20 protein-coding genes and 1 tRNA gene are annotated in these 21,751 nt (G+C 48.4%); 16 read left to right on the plus strand and 5 right to left on the minus strand.

The window, feature by feature from the left end; genetic code table 11:
• Nucleotides 1–181 precede the first annotated feature (181 nt).
• On the plus strand, nucleotides 182–1,462 hold the full coding sequence (locus tag ACXX53_RS20820; RefSeq protein ID WP_458570610.1) for a stalk domain-containing protein: 1,281 nt from the start codon (nucleotides 182–184) through the stop codon (nucleotides 1,460–1,462).
• Between the two features lie 61 nt (nucleotides 1,463–1,523).
• On the opposite strand, the gene clpP is transcribed toward ACXX53_RS20820, so the two are convergent.
• The 5 genes from clpP to ACXX53_RS20845 all read right to left on the minus strand — a co-directional run bounded on the left by clpP (nucleotide 1,524) and on the right by ACXX53_RS20845 (nucleotide 3,912).
• The gene (gene clpP / locus ACXX53_RS20825) at nucleotides 1,524–2,111 is read right to left on the minus strand and encodes an ATP-dependent Clp endopeptidase proteolytic subunit ClpP (protein ID WP_458570611.1); all 588 of its coding nucleotides are present in this window, start codon (nucleotides 2,109–2,111) and stop codon (nucleotides 1,524–1,526) included.
• Nucleotides 2,112–2,412: 301 nt separating this feature from the next.
• Nucleotides 2,413–2,487: transfer RNA gene (locus tag ACXX53_RS20830), tRNA-Arg, on the minus strand.
• Between the two features lie 116 nt (nucleotides 2,488–2,603).
• A complete protein-coding gene (locus ACXX53_RS20835) occupies nucleotides 2,604–2,918 on the minus strand; it encodes a DMT family transporter (RefSeq protein ID WP_458570612.1) in 315 nt (104 codons plus the stop codon).
• A 2-nt stretch (nucleotides 2,919–2,920) separates the two neighbouring features.
• Entirely contained in the window at nucleotides 2,921–3,241 is a 321-nt protein-coding gene (locus ACXX53_RS20840) for a DMT family transporter (protein ID WP_458570613.1), read from the minus strand.
• 65 nt (nucleotides 3,242–3,306) lie between these two features.
• Nucleotides 3,307–3,912, minus strand: coding sequence for a TetR family transcriptional regulator (locus tag ACXX53_RS20845; RefSeq protein ID WP_458570614.1), 606 nt, complete (start codon nucleotides 3,910–3,912; stop codon nucleotides 3,307–3,309).
• 415 nt (nucleotides 3,913–4,327) lie between these two features.
• Between ACXX53_RS20845 and ACXX53_RS20850 the strand changes: the two genes are divergently transcribed.
• The 15 genes from ACXX53_RS20850 (at nucleotide 4,328) to ACXX53_RS20920 (ending at nucleotide 21,513) form a co-directional block, all read left to right on the plus strand.
• Nucleotides 4,328–5,383: a sugar-binding transcriptional regulator gene (locus ACXX53_RS20850; RefSeq protein WP_458570615.1), complete on the plus strand. Its 1,056-nt coding sequence runs from the start codon at nucleotides 4,328–4,330 to the stop codon at nucleotides 5,381–5,383.
• Nucleotides 5,384–5,421: 38 nt separating this feature from the next.
• The gene (gap, locus tag ACXX53_RS20855; RefSeq protein ID WP_458570616.1) at nucleotides 5,422–6,426 is read left to right on the plus strand and encodes a type I glyceraldehyde-3-phosphate dehydrogenase; all 1,005 of its coding nucleotides are present in this window, start codon (nucleotides 5,422–5,424) and stop codon (nucleotides 6,424–6,426) included.
• A gap of 299 nt (nucleotides 6,427–6,725) precedes the next feature.
• Complete coding sequence (locus ACXX53_RS20860) at nucleotides 6,726–7,910, plus strand: phosphoglycerate kinase (protein WP_458570617.1); 1,185 nt, start codon at nucleotides 6,726–6,728, stop codon at nucleotides 7,908–7,910.
• A 54-nt stretch (nucleotides 7,911–7,964) separates the two neighbouring features.
• The gene (gene tpiA, locus ACXX53_RS20865) at nucleotides 7,965–8,717 is read left to right on the plus strand and encodes a triose-phosphate isomerase (RefSeq protein WP_458570618.1); all 753 of its coding nucleotides are present in this window, start codon (nucleotides 7,965–7,967) and stop codon (nucleotides 8,715–8,717) included.
• Between the two features lies 1 nt (nucleotide 8,718).
• A complete protein-coding gene (gene gpmI, locus ACXX53_RS20870; protein ID WP_458570619.1) occupies nucleotides 8,719–10,257 on the plus strand; it encodes a 2,3-bisphosphoglycerate-independent phosphoglycerate mutase in 1,539 nt (512 codons plus the stop codon).
• Between the two features lie 107 nt (nucleotides 10,258–10,364).
• A complete protein-coding gene (gene eno / locus ACXX53_RS20875) occupies nucleotides 10,365–11,651 on the plus strand; it encodes a phosphopyruvate hydratase (protein ID WP_458570620.1) in 1,287 nt (428 codons plus the stop codon).
• Nucleotides 11,652–12,043: 392 nt separating this feature from the next.
• Nucleotides 12,044–12,622 (plus strand): GNAT family N-acetyltransferase, encoded by a 579-nt coding sequence (locus tag ACXX53_RS20880; protein ID WP_458570621.1) that lies wholly within the window; start codon nucleotides 12,044–12,046, stop codon nucleotides 12,620–12,622.
• Between the two features lie 566 nt (nucleotides 12,623–13,188).
• Entirely contained in the window at nucleotides 13,189–13,569 is a 381-nt protein-coding gene (locus tag ACXX53_RS20885) for a PadR family transcriptional regulator (RefSeq protein ID WP_458570622.1), read from the plus strand.
• Nucleotides 13,562–14,284 carry a DUF1700 domain-containing protein gene (locus tag ACXX53_RS20890; RefSeq protein WP_458570623.1) on the plus strand — a complete coding sequence of 241 codons (723 nt, stop codon included), beginning with the start codon at nucleotides 13,562–13,564 and terminating at the stop codon, nucleotides 14,282–14,284. Before ACXX53_RS20885 ends, ACXX53_RS20890 begins: the two co-directional genes overlap by 8 nt.
• Nucleotides 14,285–15,226, plus strand: coding sequence for a DUF4097 family beta strand repeat-containing protein (locus ACXX53_RS20895; RefSeq protein WP_458570624.1), 942 nt, complete (start codon nucleotides 14,285–14,287; stop codon nucleotides 15,224–15,226).
• Nucleotides 15,227–15,439: 213 nt separating this feature from the next.
• Entirely contained in the window at nucleotides 15,440–16,264 is an 825-nt protein-coding gene (gene pdxK / locus ACXX53_RS20900; RefSeq protein WP_458570625.1) for a pyridoxine/pyridoxal/pyridoxamine kinase, read from the plus strand.
• A 124-nt stretch (nucleotides 16,265–16,388) separates the two neighbouring features.
• Nucleotides 16,389–16,628, plus strand: coding sequence for a preprotein translocase subunit SecG (secG, locus tag ACXX53_RS20905; protein ID WP_458570626.1), 240 nt, complete (start codon nucleotides 16,389–16,391; stop codon nucleotides 16,626–16,628).
• A gap of 198 nt (nucleotides 16,629–16,826) precedes the next feature.
• Complete coding sequence (rnr, locus tag ACXX53_RS20910; protein ID WP_458570627.1) at nucleotides 16,827–19,952, plus strand: ribonuclease R; 3,126 nt, start codon at nucleotides 16,827–16,829, stop codon at nucleotides 19,950–19,952.
• A 228-nt stretch (nucleotides 19,953–20,180) separates the two neighbouring features.
• Entirely contained in the window at nucleotides 20,181–20,657 is a 477-nt protein-coding gene (gene smpB, locus ACXX53_RS20915; protein WP_458570628.1) for an SsrA-binding protein SmpB, read from the plus strand.
• Nucleotides 20,658–21,279: 622 nt separating this feature from the next.
• Nucleotides 21,280–21,513: a hypothetical protein gene (locus ACXX53_RS20920; RefSeq protein WP_458570629.1), complete on the plus strand. Its 234-nt coding sequence runs from the start codon at nucleotides 21,280–21,282 to the stop codon at nucleotides 21,511–21,513.
• The last annotated feature ends 238 nt before the right edge of the window (nucleotides 21,514–21,751 follow it).

Genomic DNA, 21,751 nt, shown 5'->3' on the forward strand with positions numbered 1-21,751 from the left:
CCGCATCGTCTCGTGAAACGATGCGGTCCTTTTTTTGTCTGGACAATTACCTATGGAGATTAATGACTATATACAAAAATCTAATGTGGCACAAAGTTCAATATGTTAGGATAATGAAGTAATGATCATATGAAGCAGTATAATTTATAATATTAAATAAATTCGGGGGGGTGTTGCCGGTATGCTGAATTGGAAACGGAGTAGGATGCGTGTAGTAAGCACATTCACCTTAAGCATCATACTGTGCGCAATGCTGCTGTCTCAACCCGTGAAGGCTGAACCTAAGCCTCAGGCTGATGATACATATCATATTGTTGGATTAGGAGACTCTATCACCTTTGGTTACGAGCCAGGTATGTACGATGATGCGACGCGCGAGCTGCTGCGTCCCACATACGGTTACGTAGATCGCCTTTATGAGCAAGCGTTGATTCATGGCCGTGCCGCGATGGTCAATTATTCTATACCCGCACTGACAAGCGCTGGCCTGAGGCATATGATGGAAGCGGTTGAAGCTGGGGCTAACGTGAGAGTGTATGACCTTCAGCCGGACTTGAAGGGCTTGAACTTGCCAGACGTTGTGTTGAATGTTGCCGAGATTCAAGCAGATCTGCGGCGGGCTGATGTGATTCCGATAACGATAGGCGGAAACGACGTACTTTGGCTGTTGAGCGACTGGCAGAATAGTCAGCCGGCACAATTGGTGAAGAGCGTAGAGGAATGGTTTGATACATATACAGACAATGTCGCTGCGATTCTGGCGGCGATCCAGCAGATAAATCCAGATGCGATGATCATTCTCGCAGATCAATATCAACCGTTTCCTTCCTTCGTGATGGATAAGGATAATTATGCTAAACTGCAGGAATTGACAACAGCTTACTCAACCACAGTCGCCCAAGTGGCACGGGATGCGAATGAAGGCGGCATGAACGTGAAGGTCGTGTCGCTGGCGCAGCGATTTGAAGGCAAGGAGCTGCTCATGACACATATGTTAAAGGGAGATATTCATCCGAATCCACGCGGTTATGAAGCGATCTCTGAACTGTTCGCGGAAACGATCTGGGGTGAATATCGTCCATTAAAGGCACCTGCCGCGGGCAAACCGATGAACATTATCGTTCAGGGTGAGATTATGGATACGCCTTATAAGCCGATTCTGCTGCAAGGAAAGAATTATGTCTCGGTCAAGGATATCGCGAGTGCGATTGGTGCTGAAACGACATGGGATAGCAAGGATTCCAGTATAACGGTCTCCAAAGAAAATAATGTAGTGGTCATGAAGGTAGGATCGTCTTCCGTGCAAGTCAATGAGACGAAGGTTGATGCGGGTGCGCCGGTGTTCCTGCACAAGGTCGGCCATGAAGCTAAGACGTATGTTCCACTCAGTCTCCTGAGTACGGGTCTGGGACTCGACGTTCAATACAGCAGCAAGCTAAGGACGGTATTTATCAATCTCTAATAATAGCCAAGCAAAAGCCCGCATCGTATCTGCTCACGATGCGGGCTTTACTGTTACCGGCTTAGATCAGGTGCTTCTCCAACACTTGATCGACAAGACCATAGGCTTGCGCTTCATATGCCGTCATAAAGTTGTCGCGGTCTGTATCCTTCTCAATACGCTCTAACGGCTGACCAGTGCGCTCGGACAAGATCTGATTCAGCTTATCGCGCATCTTCAGGATGCGGCGAGCGCGAATCTCGATGTCGCTTGCTTGACCTTCTGCTCCGCCAAGCGGCTGGTGAATCATGACTTCACTGTTAGGCAGCGCGAAACGCTTGCCCTTCGCGCCAGCGTTAAGTAGGAACGCGCCCATCGAAGCGGCCATACCGACACAGATCGTAGAAACGTCTGGTTTAATATGCTGCATCGTATCGAATATCGCCATGCCTGCTGTAATAGAGCCGCCAGGGCTGTTAATGTAAAGATGAATGTCCTTCTCTGGGTCATCTGCTGCTAAGAACAGAAGCTGAGCAATGATGGAGTTAGCTACTACATCGTTGACCTGTGTTCCCAAGAAGATGATGCGATCCTTTAAGAGACGAGAATAAATATCGTAGGCACGTTCGCCGCGATTCGTCTGTTCGACAACCATAGGTATTACACTCACGTATACCCCTCCTCAGCTTCAATATAAACCATTTATACGACCCTTAAACGGTTGGAAATTAGAATTAATTTCTCTAAGAGCCATAATCCTATAATAACGAAGATGAGGGTAAAAGTCAAAGATAGTCAAACTCTAGTTTGTCCTTATTTATGAGCTGTATTCAGCAAATATCTAAGAATATATGAAAAAAACATCTCCAATCTTCTCCCTATGCGTGAGGAGACGATCGAGATGCTTTCGATCTTAGTAGCCTTCAATATTCATACGTTAACTTCATTATCAGGCATCAACGAGAATGGTATGGCGCGCCCGCAAGGAATCGAACCTTGATCTCAGGCTCCGGAGGCCTACGTCATATCCATTGGACCACGGGCGCTTACAACATCCTTCTTACAAAAATGATGCATTTTTTATTATAGTGGAATCATGCTAAAAGTGCAACCGTTAACTTTTTATGGAAGAGTGCCGTTTGCCATTAATGAAGTGTATTCTTTATGTCGTTAACTTCAGACCGATGATCCCTACGACGATACAGACGAGGAACATCATCTGAGTGCGGTTGTACTTTTCCTTAAACCAGAACATGCTGACTAATGTAATGCCGACCGCACCGACCCCAGCCCATACCGCATAAGCGACACCTGCAGGAATGACCAGCATGGCTTGCGTAAGGCAGAAGAAGGATAGGACAAGACCCAGAGTCATCACGATCAACGGCGTCTTTCTCTTAAATCCATCTATATATTTCATAGCGATCACGGATATGATTTCTTCAAGACCTGCGATAATCAATAAGAGCCATTCCATAATTAAGCCTCCTCCTTATCCTTCGTTGACAGCTTCATGCCTATGATGCCAACAAGCAGAATAATCAAGAAAGCAATCTGAGGCAGGGAATAAGGCTCTCCAAGCGAGATGCCTATAATATAGGTGCCTATCGTACCAATCCCGACGAACACCGTGTACGCGATTGCGACAGGCAGCTTCTTATAAGTCTGAATCAGCAAGACATAGCTGATGGTGATCAATGCGAATATTCCAACCCATTCCATGGGTGTTGAAGCGTACTTAAGCCCCGATGCCCATACAATCTCGAGTGCTGCGGCTATAAGAACTAGAATCCAAGCCAAAATCATCTTCCCCCATTCATGTTGTTTCACTAATCTGCAGCGGATGATGATTAAGAACGATACACTTATACGGTTCGAATCACGCCTAACGAGCGTTCCATTGCTTGCAGCAGTGTTTCCTTAATGATGTTAATGTCCTTTTCAGATTTCCCTTGAGGGATATCTACAAAATGAGCAGTCTCTGCCGAAACCTCTACCATGTTGATAAGCATGCGTACCATATAAGGAATATGGTAGTTTACTTCGATCTCTCCCTGATCCAACGCTTGCTGAACCTGTTCTCGGAACCAGATATAGTACGGTTCATAGATCTCCTCCCATCGTGGGAAGGAATGATGATACGCAAGTCCGGAATAGCATAGCAGGATAACCTCCTTGAAGACCGCGTTCATCTCAAAGGTTGCATTTATAATGGCATGCAGCTTGTCCGACAACTTGGTTAACCCAGCGGTGTCCTTCTGGATGCGGCTGAGCAGCTGCTGCAGGATATGGTCGGCTACGGCGGGAACGAGATCATTCTTGGTTGGAAAATAGAGATAGAATGTCCCTTGCGCTAATCCCGCGCGTTTGACAATATCGCTGACAGACGTCTGTTGAAACCCTTTTTCCATAATGAGAGATAGGGATGCTTGAAGCAGTGCTTCTCGTTTCACTTCTTGTTTAGGTTTCAATCAACAGTTCCTCCCTCAAAAATGACTGACAGTCATTCATTTATATGCTAAGTCTATGCTTCTTACTGGACGAAGTCAATTTCGGTTAATCGTGGCTAATCACGGTTAATCCTGATTATCGGTGATGGGCATACCATATGGATGTGTTTCCTCCGACATACGCCTGCTTCCTTCATTAAATTTTCACAAGTTATGGGCGGGTATGCACATTTCATATGTCAGCGGGACAACCCTGAAATCCCTTGCTGCAGCAGGGATGAATAAGTTTGAAGCTAATAGCCCATTCTAGATGCGGGATACTTGCAACTTGAAGGAATTTTAGGTAGAATAATGGTGGGACATAAAATGTGACAGAGGGACATTTTGAGTCCAGTCATCATCTACACAGTTTCTGGGAGTGCAGGAGTGGAGAGAATTGCGTGAATGGTTAGAGATAAATAAACGTCTGCTGCCCGACCTATTGGAACTGTTGAAGAAACGCTATACAATTCTGTACCAGATCATGATGTCGGATATGATTGGTCGTCGAACACTGGCTGCATCCTTACAGATGACAGAGAGAGTATTGCGGGCCGAAACCGACCTGCTGAAAGCGCAAGGTCTCATTGAGACAGAGACCGCCGGCATGCGTATCAGCGAGGAAGGACGCAAGCTTGTCTTGCAGCTTGAACCGCTTATGCGGGAATTGCTTGGTACGCGTCACCTGGAAGAGGCTATTCGCGAGGCCTATGGGTTGAAGCAAGTCATCGTCGTTCCCGGCGATTCCGACCTCACCCCGGCAGTCAAGCAAGAATTGGGCGGAGCAGCATGCAATGTCCTCAATCGGTGCATAAGCAAAGATGATGTAATTGCTGTAACCGGCGGATCCACATTGGCCGCTGTAGCAGATCAACTAACGAACTCAGCACCCCATAAGGGGAATTGGTTCGTACCTGCAAGAGGCGGTTTAGGTGAGAGCTTGGAATATCAAGCGAACACGATTGCTTCTATGATGGCGAAGCGATACGGCGCACAGTATCGATTGCTGCATGTGCCGGATCTGATAAGCGAAGATGCATATCAATCGCTGAAGCAGGAGCCTAACATTCAAGAACTGTTGCGTGTCATACGCGAAGCCCGAATCGTCATTCACGGCATAGGCGACGCGCTTATTATGGCGAGACGCCGCAAGGTCGATCCGAATACGATCGACTCCTTAAAGAGTGAAGGCGCAGTGGCCGAAGCATTCGGTTATTATTTTGACCGTGACGGGCATGTTGTACATACGATGCTCACATTGGGATTGCGTCTAGAAGACATATCCCGAACAGAGGTCGTGATCGCCGTTGCAGGCGGTAAGAGCAAGGCAGAATCCATCGCCGCTGTATTAAAGGCTGGTCATGAGAGCATACTCGTGACAGACGAAGCCGCAGCGAATGAGATTGCCAGACTAAGTGGTCTCGACGTGCCTACGAGCCGTCTTGAGCAATAAATAACATTTCAAACACAAGGAAATGGGAGGAATCATCAATGGTTAAAGTTGGTATTAACGGTTTTGGACGTATCGGTCGTAACGTATTCCGTGCAGCATTGAACAACTCTGAGGTAGAAATCGTAGCAATTAACGATCTTACAGACGTTAAAACGCTCGCTCACCTGTTGAAATATGACACAACTCAAGGCACTCTTGATGCAACTGTAGAAGCTAAAGAAGGCGCTTTGGTTGTTAACGGTAAAGAAGTTAAAGTATTCGCTGAGCGCAACCCAGAAAACCTTCCTTGGGGTTCTGTAGGCGTAGAAATCGTTGTTGAATCCACAGGTATCTTCACAGCGAAAGAAAAAGCACAACTTCATATGCGCGACACAGTTAAGAAAGTTATCATCTCCGCGCCAGCTACTAACGAAGATATCACAATCGTTATGGGCGTTAACGAAGACAAATATGATGCTGCTAACCACAACATCATTTCCAACGCATCTTGCACAACAAACTGCTTGGCGCCATTCGCTAAAGTAATCAACGACAAGTTCGGTATCGTTAAAGGTATGATGACAACTGTTCACTCCTACACTAACGACCAAAACGTACTTGACCTGCCGCATAAGGACCTTCGTCGTGCTCGTGCAGCAGCTGAAAGCATCATTCCTTCCACAACTGGTGCAGCTAAAGCAGTAGGTTTGGTTCTTCCAGAACTGAAAGGCCTATTGAACGGTATGTCTATGCGCGTACCTACACCTAACGTTTCCGTAACTGACCTCGTTGTTGAACTGAAACAAAACGTTACAGTTGACGAAGTTAACGCAGCTCTTAAAGAAGCAGCTAACGGAGCTTTGAAAGGTATCATGAACTACTCCGATTTGCCGCTTGTATCCCGTGACTACAACGGTGACCCAGCATCTTCTACAATCGATTCCTTGTGCACTATGGTTGTAGGCGACAACATGCTGAAAGTAGTTTCCTGGTACGACAACGAGTGGGGCTACTCCAACCGCGTTGTTGACTTGGCAGCTTTCATCGCAGCTAAAGGCCTGTAATATCATAGCTTAAACAATCAAAGAGGGGACACCGCCGGAGAAACCCGTGAGGGTCTCCTCTTTCATTCCATATAGGCTTTATTTATATGTAATATTGAACACAAGTTGGCTTGGTGAAGACACTTCCCATTTCCTTATTGGTAGAAGTATATAAACCAAGTCTCTTACAGATATATAACCATTTTTAGAACCGAACACCTATATATAGATGATGATTCCATCAACCATTGCATAGAAACAGATATAAACCATACAAGATCAATAACCGAGTATCAGGATTCGATAGGAGGAACATGGAGATGAACAAGAAGAGTGTACGTGATGTGGACGTAAATGGTAAGCGCGTATTTGTACGCGTTGATTTTAATGTGCCGCTTGAAAATGGCAAGATTACAGATGACACACGGATCCAAGAAACACTGCCTACGATCAAGCACTTGATCGAAAAAGGCGCGAAAGTGATACTGGCGAGCCATATGGGCCGTCCAAAAGGTGAAGTTGTAGATTCTATGCGTTTGACGCCTGCGGCAGCTCGTCTGAGTGAACTGCTTGGCAAGCCGGTGAAGAAGCTGGACGAGTCCATCGGTGAGAATGTGAAAGCTGCGATCGCTGAGATGAACAACGGTGACGTTGTTGTACTCGAAAACGTTCGTTTCCACAAGGGAGAAGAGAAGAACGATGTGGAATTGGCGAAGCAATTCGCAGAACTAGCTGACTTGTTCGTGAACGATGCATTTGGTGCAGCACACCGCGCGCACTCTTCTACAGAGGGCATTGCTCATCATATCCCTGCAGTAGCAGGTCTCTTGATGGAGAAAGAACTTAGCGTATTGGGCAAAGCTCTATCCAATCCAGAGCGTCCATTCACAGCAATCGTGGGTGGATCCAAGGTTAAAGATAAGATCGATGTTATCAATAAGATGCTCGAAATCGCTGACAACGTGATTATCGGCGGCGGATTGGCTTATACTTTCTTCAAGGCTCAAGGCTATGAGATCGGAGACTCCTTGTTGGATGAGTCGAAGCTGCAAGAATCTCTCGGATTCATGGAGAAAGCGAAAGAACTCGGCAAGAACCTGTACCTCCCAGTTGATATTGTTACTGCTGACGATTTCAGTGCTTCCGCGAATACAAAGGTTATTAATGTTGAAGAAGGTATTCCTGCTGGTTGGGAAGGTATCGACATCGGACCGAAGACTCGTGAGATCTATGCTGATGTAATTAAGAACTCCAAGTTAGTTGTATGGAACGGACCAATGGGTGTATTCGAGATTGATCCATTCTCCCACGGTACTCGCGCGGTGGCTGAAGCTTGTGCGGAAACGAACGGCTACACAATCATCGGCGGCGGCGACTCCGCGGCTGCAGTTGAGAAGTTCCAATTGAAAGACAAGATGAACCATATCTCTACAGGCGGCGGCGCTTCCTTGGAATTCATGGAAGGCAAAGTATTGCCAGGCGTTGTTGCATTGAACGATAAGTAATTGAGTAAACAGGCGGCAGCTCTCGGGCTGCCTTCTGAATGAGGAGTGAAACAAGTGAGAAAACCGATCATCGCAGGTAACTGGAAGATGTTCAAGACGGTGCCTGAGGCTGTGGCATTCGTTGCTGACGTTAAAGGCAAAGCAGAAGTTGAAGGCGTAGAGAGCGTAATCTGCTCCCCATTCACGAATCTGCCGGCATTGGTCGAAGCGGTTAAAGGCACGTCCATTAAGATTGGCGCTCAAAACCTGCACTTCGAAGATAACGGCGCGTTCACAGGTGAGATCAGCGGCGTTATGCTGAAGGATCTCGGCGTTGACTATGTGATCATCGGACATTCCGAGCGTCGCGCTTACTTCTGTGAAACAGATGAGATCGTGAACAAGAAAGTTCATGCATCATTCCGCCACGATCTGACACCTATCGTTTGCGTGGGTGAATCGCTCGAGGAGCGTGAATCCGGCAAGACAAACGACGTTTGCAAAGTGCAAACAGTCGGCGCATTCCAAGGCGTATCCGCTGAGCAAGCGAAAGAAGTTGTCATTGCTTATGAGCCAATCTGGGCAATCGGTACTGGCAAATCTTCTTCCGCTAAAGATGCTAATGAAGCTTGCAGCTACATCCGCAGCGTAGTTCGCGATCTGTACAATGATGAAGTAGCACAAGCTGTACGCATTCAGTACGGCGGCAGTGTTAAACCTGAGAACGTCCGCGAGTATATGGCGGAAAGCGATATCGATGGAGCTTTGGTAGGCGGCGCAAGCTTGCAGCCAGCATCCTACATCGCTCTTGTGGAAGGAGCGAAATAAGATGTCTACTCCAAGACCGGTAGCACTTATTATCATGGACGGTTTCGGTCTACGCGACACAGCTAACGGCAACGCAGTCGCACATGCGAAGAAACCGAACTATGACAAATACATGAGCATGTTTCCGCATACGACGTTGACAGCTTGCGGCGAAGCCGTTGGCCTTCCAGAAGGTCAGATGGGCAACTCCGAGGTTGGACACTTGAATATCGGCGCGGGCCGCGTCGTATATCAAGACTTGACTCGTATCACGAAGTCTATCCGCGAAGGTGAATTCTTCGGGAACGAAACATTGCTCGGCGCTGTGAAGAACGCAAAAGACAACAACAAGGCCCTGCACATCTACGGCTTGTTGTCTGACGGCGGCGTTCACAGCCACATCAACCATACACTTGCGATGCTCGAGCTCTGCAAGAAGGAAGGCTTGACTGAAGTTTACGTGCACGCGTTCCTGGATGGACGCGACGTTGCTCCAGACAGCTCCCGCGGATATGTCGAGACGCTGCAAGCGAAGATCAAAGAGCTTGGCGTAGGTAAGATCGCAACGGTTCAAGGCCGTTACTATGCGATGGACCGCGACAAGCGTTGGGAGCGCGTTGAGAAGTCGTACCGTGCGATGGTATACGGCGACGGCCCTAAATATCGCGATCCAATCGAAGCGATCACGAAGTCTTACGAGCAATCCGTTTACGATGAGTTCGTAATGCCTACGGTTATCGTTGACGAGAACGATCAGCCGGTCGGCTTGATCCAAGACGGCGATTCGATCACTTTCTTGAACTTCCGTCCTGACCGCGCGATTCAATTGTCGAACGTGTTCACGAACCAAGATTTCCAAGGATTCGATCGTGGCGAGAAGTTCCCTAAGAACTTGTACTTCGTCTGCTTGACGCTCTTCGCTGAGACAGTCGGTGGATATGTAGCCTACAAGCCGAAAGAATTGGACAACACGCTTGGTGAAGTTCTCGTACAGCACGGCAAGAAACAGCTTCGTATCGCTGAGACGGAGAAGTACCCGCACGTTACGTTCTTCTTCAGCGGCGGTCGCGATGTTGAACTTCCTGGCGAGAAGCGAGTTCTGATTCCTTCTCCTAAGGTGGCAACATACGACTTGAAGCCTGAGATGAGCGCGTACGAGGTTGCTGAAGCAGCTGTGAACGAGATCAATTCGGATCAGTTCGATACTATCATCTTGAACTTCGCTAACCCTGATATGGTTGGTCACTCCGGTATGCTGGAGCCAACAGTCAAGGCTGTTGAAGTGACAGATGAATGTATGGGTAAAGTAGTTGAAGCTGTATTGGCTAAAGGCGGAGTTTGCTTGATTACAGCCGATCACGGCAATGCGGATATGGTATTTGATGAGCAAGGTCGTCCATTTACTGCGCATACGACGAACCCAGTACCTTTCATCGTAACAGATGCTAATGTACAACTGCGTGAAGGCGGAATCTTGGCGGATATCGCGCCAACAATCCTTGACTTTATGCAGCTGCCTAAGCCTGCTGAGATGACTGGCGAATCGATGATTAAGAAGTAAGGCAGCAGCTCGAACACGAACGAATGAACATGCCGATGAATGGGTGAAACATTTTGCGGTATGCTACAATAAAGCTAATTCATGACATTAAAGGAGATTGAACGATTATGACAATGATTATGGACGTATACGCTCGCGAAGTACTTGACTCTCGCGGTAACCCTACAGTAGAAGTTGAAGTTAAATTGGAATCCGGCGGCTTTGGCCGTGCAATCGTACCTTCCGGTGCTTCCACAGGCGCTCACGAAGCTGTTGAGCTTCGCGATGGCGACAAAGGTCGTTACATGGGTAAAGGTACTGAGAAAGCTGTAGCTAACGTTAACGACATCATCGCTCCAGAAGTAATCGGTATGGATGCTCTTGATCAAGTAGCTATCGACCGTTTGATGATCGAATTGGACGGAACACCTAACAAAGGTAAATTGGGCGCTAACGCAATCCTAGCTGTATCCATGGCTGTAGCTCGCGCTGCTGCACATGCTCTTGATGTGCCTCTTTACACTTACCTTGGCGGATTCAACGCTAAGCAATTGCCAGTTCCAATGATGAACATCATCAACGGCGGCGAGCATGCTGACAACAACATTGACGTACAAGAGTTCATGGTACTTCCTGTAGGTGCTCCAAGCTTCAAAGAAGCACTTCGCATGGGCGCTGAGATCTTCCATAACTTGAAATCCGTATTGCAATCCAAAGGCTTGAATACAGCTGTAGGTGACGAAGGCGGCTTCGCTCCTAACCTGTCTTCCAACGAAGAAGCAATCACAACAATCATCGAAGCAATCGAAAAAGCTGGTTACAAGCCAGGCGTTGACGTATTCTTGGGTATGGACGTTGCTTCCACTGAGTTCTACAAAGACGGTAAATATACACTTGCTGGTGAAGGTAAATCCTACACATCCGCTGAGTATGTTGACCTTCTTGCTTCTTGGGTTGAAAAATATCCAATCATCACAATCGAAGACGGTATGTCTGAAGATGACTGGGATGGCTGGAAATTGCTTACTGAAAAATTGGGCGACAAAGTTCAATTGGTTGGTGACGACCTCTTCGTTACAAACACTGAGCGTCTTGCTACTGGTATCGAAAAAGGAATCGGTAACTCCATCTTGGTTAAAGTTAACCAAATCGGTACACTTACTGAAACATTCGATGCAATCGAAATGGCTAAACGCGCAGGCTACACTGCGGTTATCTCCCACCGTTCCGGTGAGTCCGAAGACAGCACAATCGCTGACATCGCAGTTGCAACTAACGCTGGCCAAATCAAAACAGGTGCTCCTTCCCGTACAGACCGCGTTGCGAAGTACAACCAATTGCTTCGCATCGAAGACGAGCTCGGCGGCGTATCCCGTTATGAAGGCTTGAAATCCTTCTACAACTTGAAAAAATAATTGGCTTAGCCAATAGCAAGAGCCCACATCCTACCCAGAGCGGATGTGGGCTCTTTTTCATGTGTGCGCTGGATGGATGATAGATGATGTACGGTACAAAGAGCTCAAAGTGATCAGGATTGTTGTATAAAGTGCACCAATATGAGCTGCAAATGACCTAGTTCCATAGAATTGTTGTACAAAATACAACAATGTCTAGCGATTAATCATGAAATGAGGGGGAATGGATGGATTATGTTGTATAATGTACAACAATATCCCTATTATCGTGGATCATTTTAAGTATTGTTGTATTGCGTACAACATTTTACCGAATATGTTGCCATTCATCTTGCTGGATCAGTTATGGGCTTGTCGTCTGGAAATCAACACATGCTGAGGAGGGATTTGTAATGTCTATGAGTGACGGGGAAATACGAATTCGCCCGGTGAAGGAAGAAGACTTGTATGAGCTGTGGGAATTCGGGTACAAGGAAGAGTCGCCGGAATGGAAGCGATGGGATGCGCCATATTATCCATTGGAGAGAATAACTTATGAGCAGATGCTGGAGAAGAAGGATCGCTACATAGATCGAGACCATTACTGGCTTATTGAGATCAATGATCGGACAGTCGGCATCGTCAGCTGGTACTGGGAGCATGAGCCCTCACTGTGGCTAGAGATGGGGATCGTCATCTATGATCCTGTATATTGGAGCGGAGGCTATGGAACGCGTGTGCTGCGGATGTGGACTCGGCGTCTGTTTGAGACAATGCCGCTGGTCAGAGTCGGATTTACGACATGGTCTGGCAACGCTCGCATGATGAAGGTGGGGGAGAAGCTTGGAATGACGCTCGAGGCAAGGCTTCGTAAATGCCGGTACTACGATGGACAGTATTATGACTCCATTCGTATGGGTATTCTTCGCGAGGAATGGGTTGCTCATGAAGAGTATGAAGCTAATCGAGCACAAGCTTCAGCCCTCACATGAGCTGATTTTGGAGCTGCGATGCAGGTTTTTGACGCCTCATCTGAGATAGACTTTTCGATGATGGTGAGCTCAAGGTTGTCCATTCCTAGTTCTACAGCTATTCGATGAAATCGATAGCTATCTACAAGGGCTGGGAGCGGACACACGAGCCGCTATTTGCAGCAAACGCCACTAATTCGCCATGCTAGCGGACCGTAGAGCCGTTATTTGACCTGAATAAGCCGGTTAGTGCTAGTTTTGAAGCAAATAGCGTCATCTGTGTCCATTAGCCCTCAAAAAATACCCCGAAATCATGAAATAGCGGCCCCTGTGTCCGTTCAAGCGCAGATCATACGACCTTGCTGTCACCGTATGTGCTATCGGATAAAAAGACCGCTGACTCAGTCTTTTAGAACAGCCCCTTTGATATGTCGCAAGACGGAAGAGTGGCTGGACCTAAGACTAGTTTTACGTTTAGTACCTTGCATTGTTCAGTACCGTACCATATACTGTAATTAGCTACTACACAATGAACAATACTGAATATAGCAACTCACGAGAGATGTGAAGTTGGAGGTGAACGCATTATGAAAGAAATCATTCAATTCAAGAAAGGTGTGCTCGGCTTGTGCGTGATGGTTCTCATTAATCAACGAGATCGTTACGGCTTCGAGCTTGCCCAGCAAATATCGAAGCATGTTGACGTAGCCGAAGGAGCGTTATACCCTGTGCTGCGTCGAATGGTGGTAGATGGACATTGTACGACTTACCTTCAAGAATCGACTGAAGGACCGCCGCGTAAGTATTACAAATTAACTCTTGAAGGTAAAGAGTATATGAATCAGCTCGTTGCGGAATGGAAGAGCTTCGTTGACGGGGTTGGCGCACTGCTCGATAGTGCCGCAGATGATGATACAGATGATCCTATAGAGCATGTGAAGGGAGATAGGGGTGAACGCGATGAATAAACGTGAATTTATGATCAGACTTCAATATGAACTGCGTCCGCTGCCAGAGAAGGAGCGCGTTGAGATATTAGAAGAATATGACGCGCACTTTGAGTTCGGCAAACAGTTAGGTAGAACGGAAGAGGAAATTGCCAAGGAGCTTGGAGTGCCGGAGGAACTAGCAGAGGAATTGCTCGGAGATGGAGCGCGTTATGAACAGCCCTCGTACGGGGGATATGCTCAGAGCCAAGGTATGCAGGGGCCGCCGCCACAATATCCGCCGCCGCACGATCCCTATGCATATAGAGGTGATCGACATCAGGCGCCTCCATATCAAGGCCAGGGTCCATACCAGGGACAGCAGGCTTATCCTGGTCAGCCTCCTTACCCGCCGTATGAGCCGTATCCGCAGAAATCAAGCTGGTCAGCTAGAATATTTGGCCTGATTGGAATTGGATTCGCAAGCCTCATTCTGGTGCCGCTTCTTATAGCCTTTTGGGGTGTGGTTGTGTCACTCGTTGCGGTAGCGGGTATTTTACTGCTGATGCCAGTTATTTATGCCGTTAAATTGCTGCTTGGCGGTCCATTCTTCGGTGGAGAACTTAGCGTGGTATTGATAGTGTTTGGACTTGGTATCTTCTTCAGTCAGTTCATGGTATGGTTCGTGAAGGTGTACGGCAAGCTCAACTTGGGATATGCAAAATGGATCGTTAATACCGCTAAGGGGGGGATTTAATTGAAACGAACATGGTTTAATATTCTCGGCGTATGCTGTATCCTGCTTGGTATTACCGGCTTGTTCATCTATGGAATTAATCCGCTGCTCCCTTCTAGCGCAAGGGGGGAGGCGTTGGAAGAGTACAACGGCTCAACCTCAAGTAATGGTGAAATAAGTAACGATGAACGTAATCAGCTCTATCGATACAAGAACAAGTTTGAATTCGATAATGAGCAGCTCACCAGCTTAAAGGTCAATGCTGATATGGGCGACGTTAATATCAAGTGGGCACTGGATAATGAAAGCTGGATTGAAGTAAAAGGTGAGGCTACGAAGGATGTAATTGATCGAATCGCTCAAGCGGAGATCAAGGGCGGCGAGCTTCAATTGAATTACAACTATAAACGACAATCATGGGAATTCATACAGCTATTCAATATGGGCTGGCAGCATCATAAGCACGAGATTGTGATTCATGCCGATAAGGACTTTGTGCTTAAGGGATTGGAAGCTGATCTAGCGATGGGTTCGTTCGAGATTGACGGCGGCCGATACGATCGGATGAAGGCCGACTGTGATATGGGACAGATGGAAGTGCGCAATATCGTCGCTAACTACGCTGAATTGGATGCAGCGATGGGGCAAGTCGTAACCGATGCTGTGGATGCGCCATTGACAGTTAAGACCTCAATGGGAGAAGTGGATATGCGAAACACACTCCAAACTATTGATGTATCGTCTGAAGCAGGCAGCGTGTATATTGAGCAAGCGAGAGCGCATAACATCACAGCTGACAGCAGCATGGGAAGCGTAGAGATCAGAGTAGCTCCAGAGTTCGAGGGCAGCTATGATCTGAAGGTTGAGCTGGGTGATATAACGGCTCCAGAATCCAAGCGCAAGAGCGATCAAGTGATTAAGGTGCGTTCGGAGATGGGCAGCATTAATATTGAAGAACAATAGTTAGTCTGAAAAACATAACCCTTTCATATGACTTCATAAGGTATTGAAATCCTTTGAAGGACATGAAAGGGTTTTTGCTGAACGGATTCAATACTTGCTAGTTGACTCAAGACCTGATACATTGAGAAATCATATGGGTGTGTCAGAATTCACTGTCATATTCGGTTATAATAGTAATGTTAAGCTTACAGTTGAAGGGGAGCAATAAAATATATGAAACCGATTAAGAAAGTACTCACTTTAGCAGGTTCTGATTCCAGCGGCGGCGCAGGTATACAGGCCGATCTTAAAACATTCCAAGAACGCGGCGTATACGGTATGACAGCCTTGACGACAGTCGTAACAATGGACCCGGACAATCAATGGGCGCACGGCGTATATCCAATTGCATTGTCGACAGTCAAGGAGCAGTTGAAGACGATTCTGTCCATCGGTATCGATGGCATGAAGACGGGGATGCTCGGTGCTGTTGATATCATTGAGCTGGCGGCACACACGATTGAGAAGCATGCCATCACGAATGTTGTCGTAGATCCTGTTATGGTGTGCAAAGGACAAGATGAAGCCCTTCATCCTGAAACGAATGAAGCATTGCGCGACTTACTTGTACCGAGATCAACAGTGGTTACCCCTAACTTATTCGAAGCATCTCAGTTGGCTGGAACAGGTCCAGTGCGTACACTTGATGATATGAAAGAAGCAGCTGCGCGCATTCATGAGCTCGGCGCTAAGTATGTACTAGTAAAGGGTGGTTCCAAGATCGGACTGCCTACTTCGGTCGATGTCCTGTATGATGGTCGCGAGTTCGAGATTCTGGAGGCAGACTTGATCACGACTACGTATACGCATGGCGCAGGGTGTACATATTCATCCGCCATATTGGCTGAGATCGCGAAGGGCAACGATGTTCCTACGAGCGTTCGCACGGCTAAACGCTTCATCACTGAAGCTATTCGTCATTCTTTCCCGCTGAACCAATATGTAGGACCGCTTCGTCACAATGCTCTTCGCTTGGTGGAGCAAGGCGCAGAAGAATAGTCAACAGCAGACCTCCGGTATGGTGAAATGCTTGTACCAATCGTATAACTGTGTTATACTGATAATGCTGTTTTTAGACAGTTTATTTTCGACTTGTTCGAGCTAACCTTTAGGAGGTGGAAGAATGGAAGTATTTCTGGAAATATTGCTCGTGATCTTCTCGATTGGATTAATCAGTGTCGTACTCTTGCAAAAGGGTAAGAGCGCTGGTCTGTCGGGTGCCATCTCCGGCGGTGCTGAACATTTGTTCGGAAAGAAGAAGGCACGCGGTATGGATCTGGTCCTGCAGCGTACAACGATTGTATTGGCAACTGGATTCTTCGTCCTGTCAATGGTCGTAGCAATATATAATCAAGTGAAATAACATGAATAACGAACCCTCTGTTCTTACGGACAGAGGGTTTCTTGTATTTCTATGAATGTGCACGGTATTCGAGTTGGAAGCCTTATTATTGAAGTCTGTGTAAACACACGGATGCTTGAAATTAAAAAAGTGTATACTAGGTAATATATTGGTATACTGATGCAATGGGCCAAGCATGGCTAGGTGAGAGGTGAATAGATGATTACCGAACAGCAGATATTGGACTTTATGCGTGAAACGGCATATAAGCCGATGACGTATCAGGAGCTGGAGCAGTACTTTGGATTGCCTGATGCTGCGGCGTTCAAGCAATTATTGAAGACATTGAATCAATTAGAGCAGGATGGTTTCATCCTGCGTTCCCGTACGGACAGATACGGTGTACCGGAACGGATGAATGTGGTGCGCGGTCGGCTGCAAGCGCATGCGAAGGGATTCGCTTTCTTGATTCCGGATGAAGCGGGACATCCCGATGTGTATATACACGCGAATGATCTCAAGACAGCGATGAATGGAGACACGGTGCTTGGACGAATAACAAGCAGCGCGGGTGATGGCGCACGCATGGAAGGCGAAGTCATTCGTATTGTGAAGCGGGCTGTGGAGCAGGTTGTAGGTGTATTTCAAAATGTCGAGTCGTATGCATTCGTTGTGCCCGATGATCGGCGGATTAACCGGGATATATTTATTCCGAAGGAATCATTTCACGGTGCGGTAACTGGACAGAAGGTTGTCGTGCGAATCGTGAACTATCCGGAAGGAAGAGCGGCGGCAGAAGGGGAAGTTATCGAGATTCTAGGGCATAAGGATGATCCTGGGGTAGACATTCTGTCGGTTATTCGAAAGCATCAGCTGCCGGAGGCATTTTCGGATGAGGTGATGCAGGAAGCGGAAGCGGTGCCGGATGAAATCACGGAAGCCGAGATTATGAACCAGAATCGTCGCGATCTGCGCGGCATGAACATTGTCACGATAGACGGCGAAGATGCCAAGGACTTGGATGATGCTGTGTATGTGGAGAAGCTGCCGAATGGGCATTACAAGCTGGGCGTTCATATCGCGGATGTCGGGTATTATGTAAAGGAAGGCTCAGCGCTGGATCGTGAAGCTTATGCGAGGGGCTGCAGCGTTTATCTGGTAGACCGTGTCATTCCGATGCTGCCGCATCGATTGTCGAACGGAATTTGTTCTTTGCATCCTCGCGTAGACCGGTTAACCTTGTCATGCGAGATGGAGTTCGATGAGAAGGCGAAGCTGGTGAAGCATGACATCTTCCCGAGTGTGATTCGAACGGTGGAGCGGATGACGTACACGAATGTCCGCAAGATCGTGCAGGAGGAAGATCCGGAAGTATCCGCGCGTTACGAGTACTTGGTGGACAGCTTCATGACGATGAAGGAGCTGGCGATGAAGCTGCGCGATAAGCGGATGAAGCGGGGCGCGATCGACTTCGACTTCGAGGAGTCGAAGGTTATCGTTGATGAAGACGGCAAGCCGATTGATATTGTGAAACGTGAACGCTCGATTGCGGAGCAGATCATCGAGGAGTTCATGTTGGCGGCGAACGAGACGGTGGCGGAGCATTTTCACTGGCTGCGCGTGCCGTTCTTGTACCGTATTCATGAGGAGCCGAGCAGCGAGAAGTTGATGAACTTCGTGACGTTTGCGGCGAACTTCGGGCACGTTGTTCGTGGAACGGGCAATTCAGTTCATCCGCGCGCCTTGCAGCTCTTGCTCGAAGAGATCGAGGGTACACGCGAGCAGACGGTGCTCAGCACGATGATGCTGCGCTCTATGAAGCAGGCGAAGTATGATGCGGAGAGCACGGGACACTTTGGATTGGCGGCGGAGTTCTATTCGCACTTCACTTCTCCTATTCGCCGATACCCAGACTTGGTCATTCATCGGGTCATTCGAGAAGTGAGCGATTATAACGGAGTGCTGCCAGAGAAGCGCTCGGAGCAGCTGCAGGCGCGAATGCCGGATATTGCGAAGCAATCGTCGGAGCGTGAGCGCGTCGCTGTGGATGCGGAGCGCGATACGGTGCAGTTGAAGAAAGCCGAATTCATGGTGGATAAGGTCGGCGAAGAATTCGACGGCATTATTAGCAGTGTGACAAGCTTCGGCATGTTTATCGAATTGGAGAACACGGTAGAAGGCTTGATCCGTTTAGCGGATATGTCGGATGATTATTACCATTTCCACGAGCAGTATATGATGCTGCTCGGCGAGCGGACGTCCAACATGTTCCGGATCGGCGATGAAGTGCGGATTCGCGTGGCGCGGGTCAATATGGAAGACCATACGATTGACTTCGAGCTGGTGAGCAGCGCGCCGCGACAAGGTGAACTAGGCGGCAAGGAGTTCGGCTTCGAGATCCGTAAAAAGCGCAGCCGCCAAGAGGGGCGCGACGGACGCGGGCGTAACGATAAGCGCGGCGGCCGAGGACGCGATGAGGGCCGCGGCAATGGCCGCTCGGCAGGCGGAAGCGGTGCTGGTGCTGGACGTGGCGACGGGCGCGGTGCACGCGATGGACGCGGTGGTAATGCGCAGGGCGCAGGTCGCGGCGATAATCGCGGTGCGCGGAACGGAGCGCGTGATGGGCGCGGAGCGGGACGCGGCGCAGGTGAGCGCGGGCGTGGCAGTGATGCGGAGCGCCGCCGGGGCGCGGCTCTGCCCGCGACGCTGGCGGACGAGGACGCACGCGTGTACGCGCAGTTCGGTGCGGACACGGAGCGGAGCCAAGTGGGCGGACGAGGCCGCGAGGACGAGCCGATGGGCGCGCGCGTTAGTGCGCCGGACGGCGAGGAGTGGCTCAACGCGGGCGAGTACCGAGACCGCTTCGGCGGCGGCGGTGGACGCGGCAAGCGCGGACGGCGCGGTGGGCATGGCGACGACGCGAGCCCGTATGCGCCGCGCAATGGTGCGAAGCCGCCGAAGGGCAAGGGTGGCATTCGCATGGCGGGGCAAGGCGAGGGCACGGCGGCGAAAGGCGATGAGGCGAATTGGGTAGATCGCCTCATCTCGGACGCCGAGCACGAAGCGGGACGCACCCCGCGCGCGTTCGACTTTGGCTCGGGGCGCGGCGGCTATGGCCGCGGCAACGGCGACAGCGGCCGCCCGGGCCGCGGTGGGTCTCACGGTCGGGGCAATGGTCCGACCGGGGCAGGCAAGCGCGGACGGAAGACGACGTCCGAGAGCGGCATTTTCATCGGTGAGCAGGCTGCGGAAGCACGCAGCCATGCGAAGCAGGCGGAGAGCCATGCTCGCCGAAAAGGGAAGTCCAATAGCAAGACCGCCAAGTTTGTCCGCAAAAAACATTGAAAGAAGTAGTGCAGCGCGGCTCTCCGAGAGGAGGGCCGCTTTTTCCAAATTAGATGGTCTAGGGTTGTTATGGTGTTCGGGTATTATCCCTTTAGCTCAGATAGGATGATGGAAACGCACGCTTGATGGCATATGTACTTGAGTGATGAGCCTAGTATTTGGTACAATATATGTCTAATGTATGGTTCAACGCAGTGTGAGCTGGGTTGGCGGTCGGAGGGTTGAGAGATGGCGACGAAGAAGAGCGAGAATAAGGTGCTGGCGCAGAATAAGAAGGCTTCTCACGATTATTTTATTGAGGAGACGTATGAAGCGGGTATGGTGCTGACGGGCACTGAGATCAAATCGCTGCGCAGAGGCAGAGCGAATATCGGAGATGCGTTTGCCACGATTCGGAACGGGGAGATGTTTGTTCATAACCTGCACATCAGCCCATTTGAAGAGGGGAATCGGTCGAATCCTACGGATCCTACGCGTGCGCGCAAGCTGCTGCTGCATAAGCAGCAGATCATGAAGCTGCTCGGTGTAACGAAGCAGGAGGGCTTCACGCTTGTGCCGCTGAAGATATATGTTCGCAACGGTTATGCGAAGCTGCTGATCGGTGTAGGACGAGGCAAGAAGCTGTATGATAAGCGTCAATCCGCAGCGAAGAAGGATGCGGATCGTCAGATTCAGCGTGCGCTGCGTGAGAAGCAGAAGGTGTAGCGGGAAGTAATGATCGGTTTATTGGTGAATGTAGAATAGCTATGGATGAAGAGGTGGCAGTCAATGGGACTGCCATTTTTTTGTGTTTTTGTGGTTTCTGGTTCGAGTTTTATGTGAATGTAGTTAGTGTGCGATACTGAGGATGATGGTGGTGGGAGGATTGTTGTACAATGTACAACAATTTGGGCTTGGAAGTGTCATTTTTGCTGAATTGTTGTATAAAGTGCAACATTTAAGGGGGTTCGAGCACTAAATTGAGCATTATGGGGCATATTGTTGTATTACGTACAACATAGTCCTGCTTAGGTTGTGATTCTGGCGGGGTATGTTGTATTTCGTACAACATTTTGATGAGCGTGGAGCATCTTTAGACGACTAATATAGCTACAGTAACAGTTACAGCAACAGCTGCAGGGAGCTGCATTAGTTAGAGTAACTAAACTCAAATGTGGGATGCAACGATTAATGCACCTGCCACTACTTTTCATTTTCCTCATCGTATCGGCAGAGGTACCCTTGTTGCGGTACTCTCCTTTGGACTATACTGGAATTAAATGGATCAAATTTGAATTGCACCACATAAATCTATAATTGAGAAATGAATAGAAACAAGGTGGATCTGATGAATAAAAAAGATGTGCACGAAACGCAACAATCTAGTGAAATCATCATCCCTAATGAACAAGGTTACGTCGATGAAAACCTTCGATCTATTCAAAATGTTGAAGGTGGAGGGCTATTTAAAAAAGTTGATTTAAAAGCAATGCCTTCTCCACTTCGAGTATTTGGCTATGTTTTTTATACGATAGCAATACTCATGCTCCTGGTCGCCATCTATGTTAGCGTATTTCGTTAACTTCCCATTATTCTCTAAATGATGCTACAGTCTGCTATGAGGTAAAGGTTTGAAAGTTGTATAAAGTGCAACATTTAAGGGGCTTCGAGCACTAAATTGAGCATTATGGGCCATATTGTTGCATTACCGGCTAAGCCCCTTTAATCTGGAGTCCTACCCTACAGTAATTACTCATGCATTGAATAGCTCGTTATTTCGAGTTTTTACATTGCTTTATGGAACATTGAAGAGTCGTCTA

The organism is Paenibacillus marinisediminis (assembly GCF_054343325.1).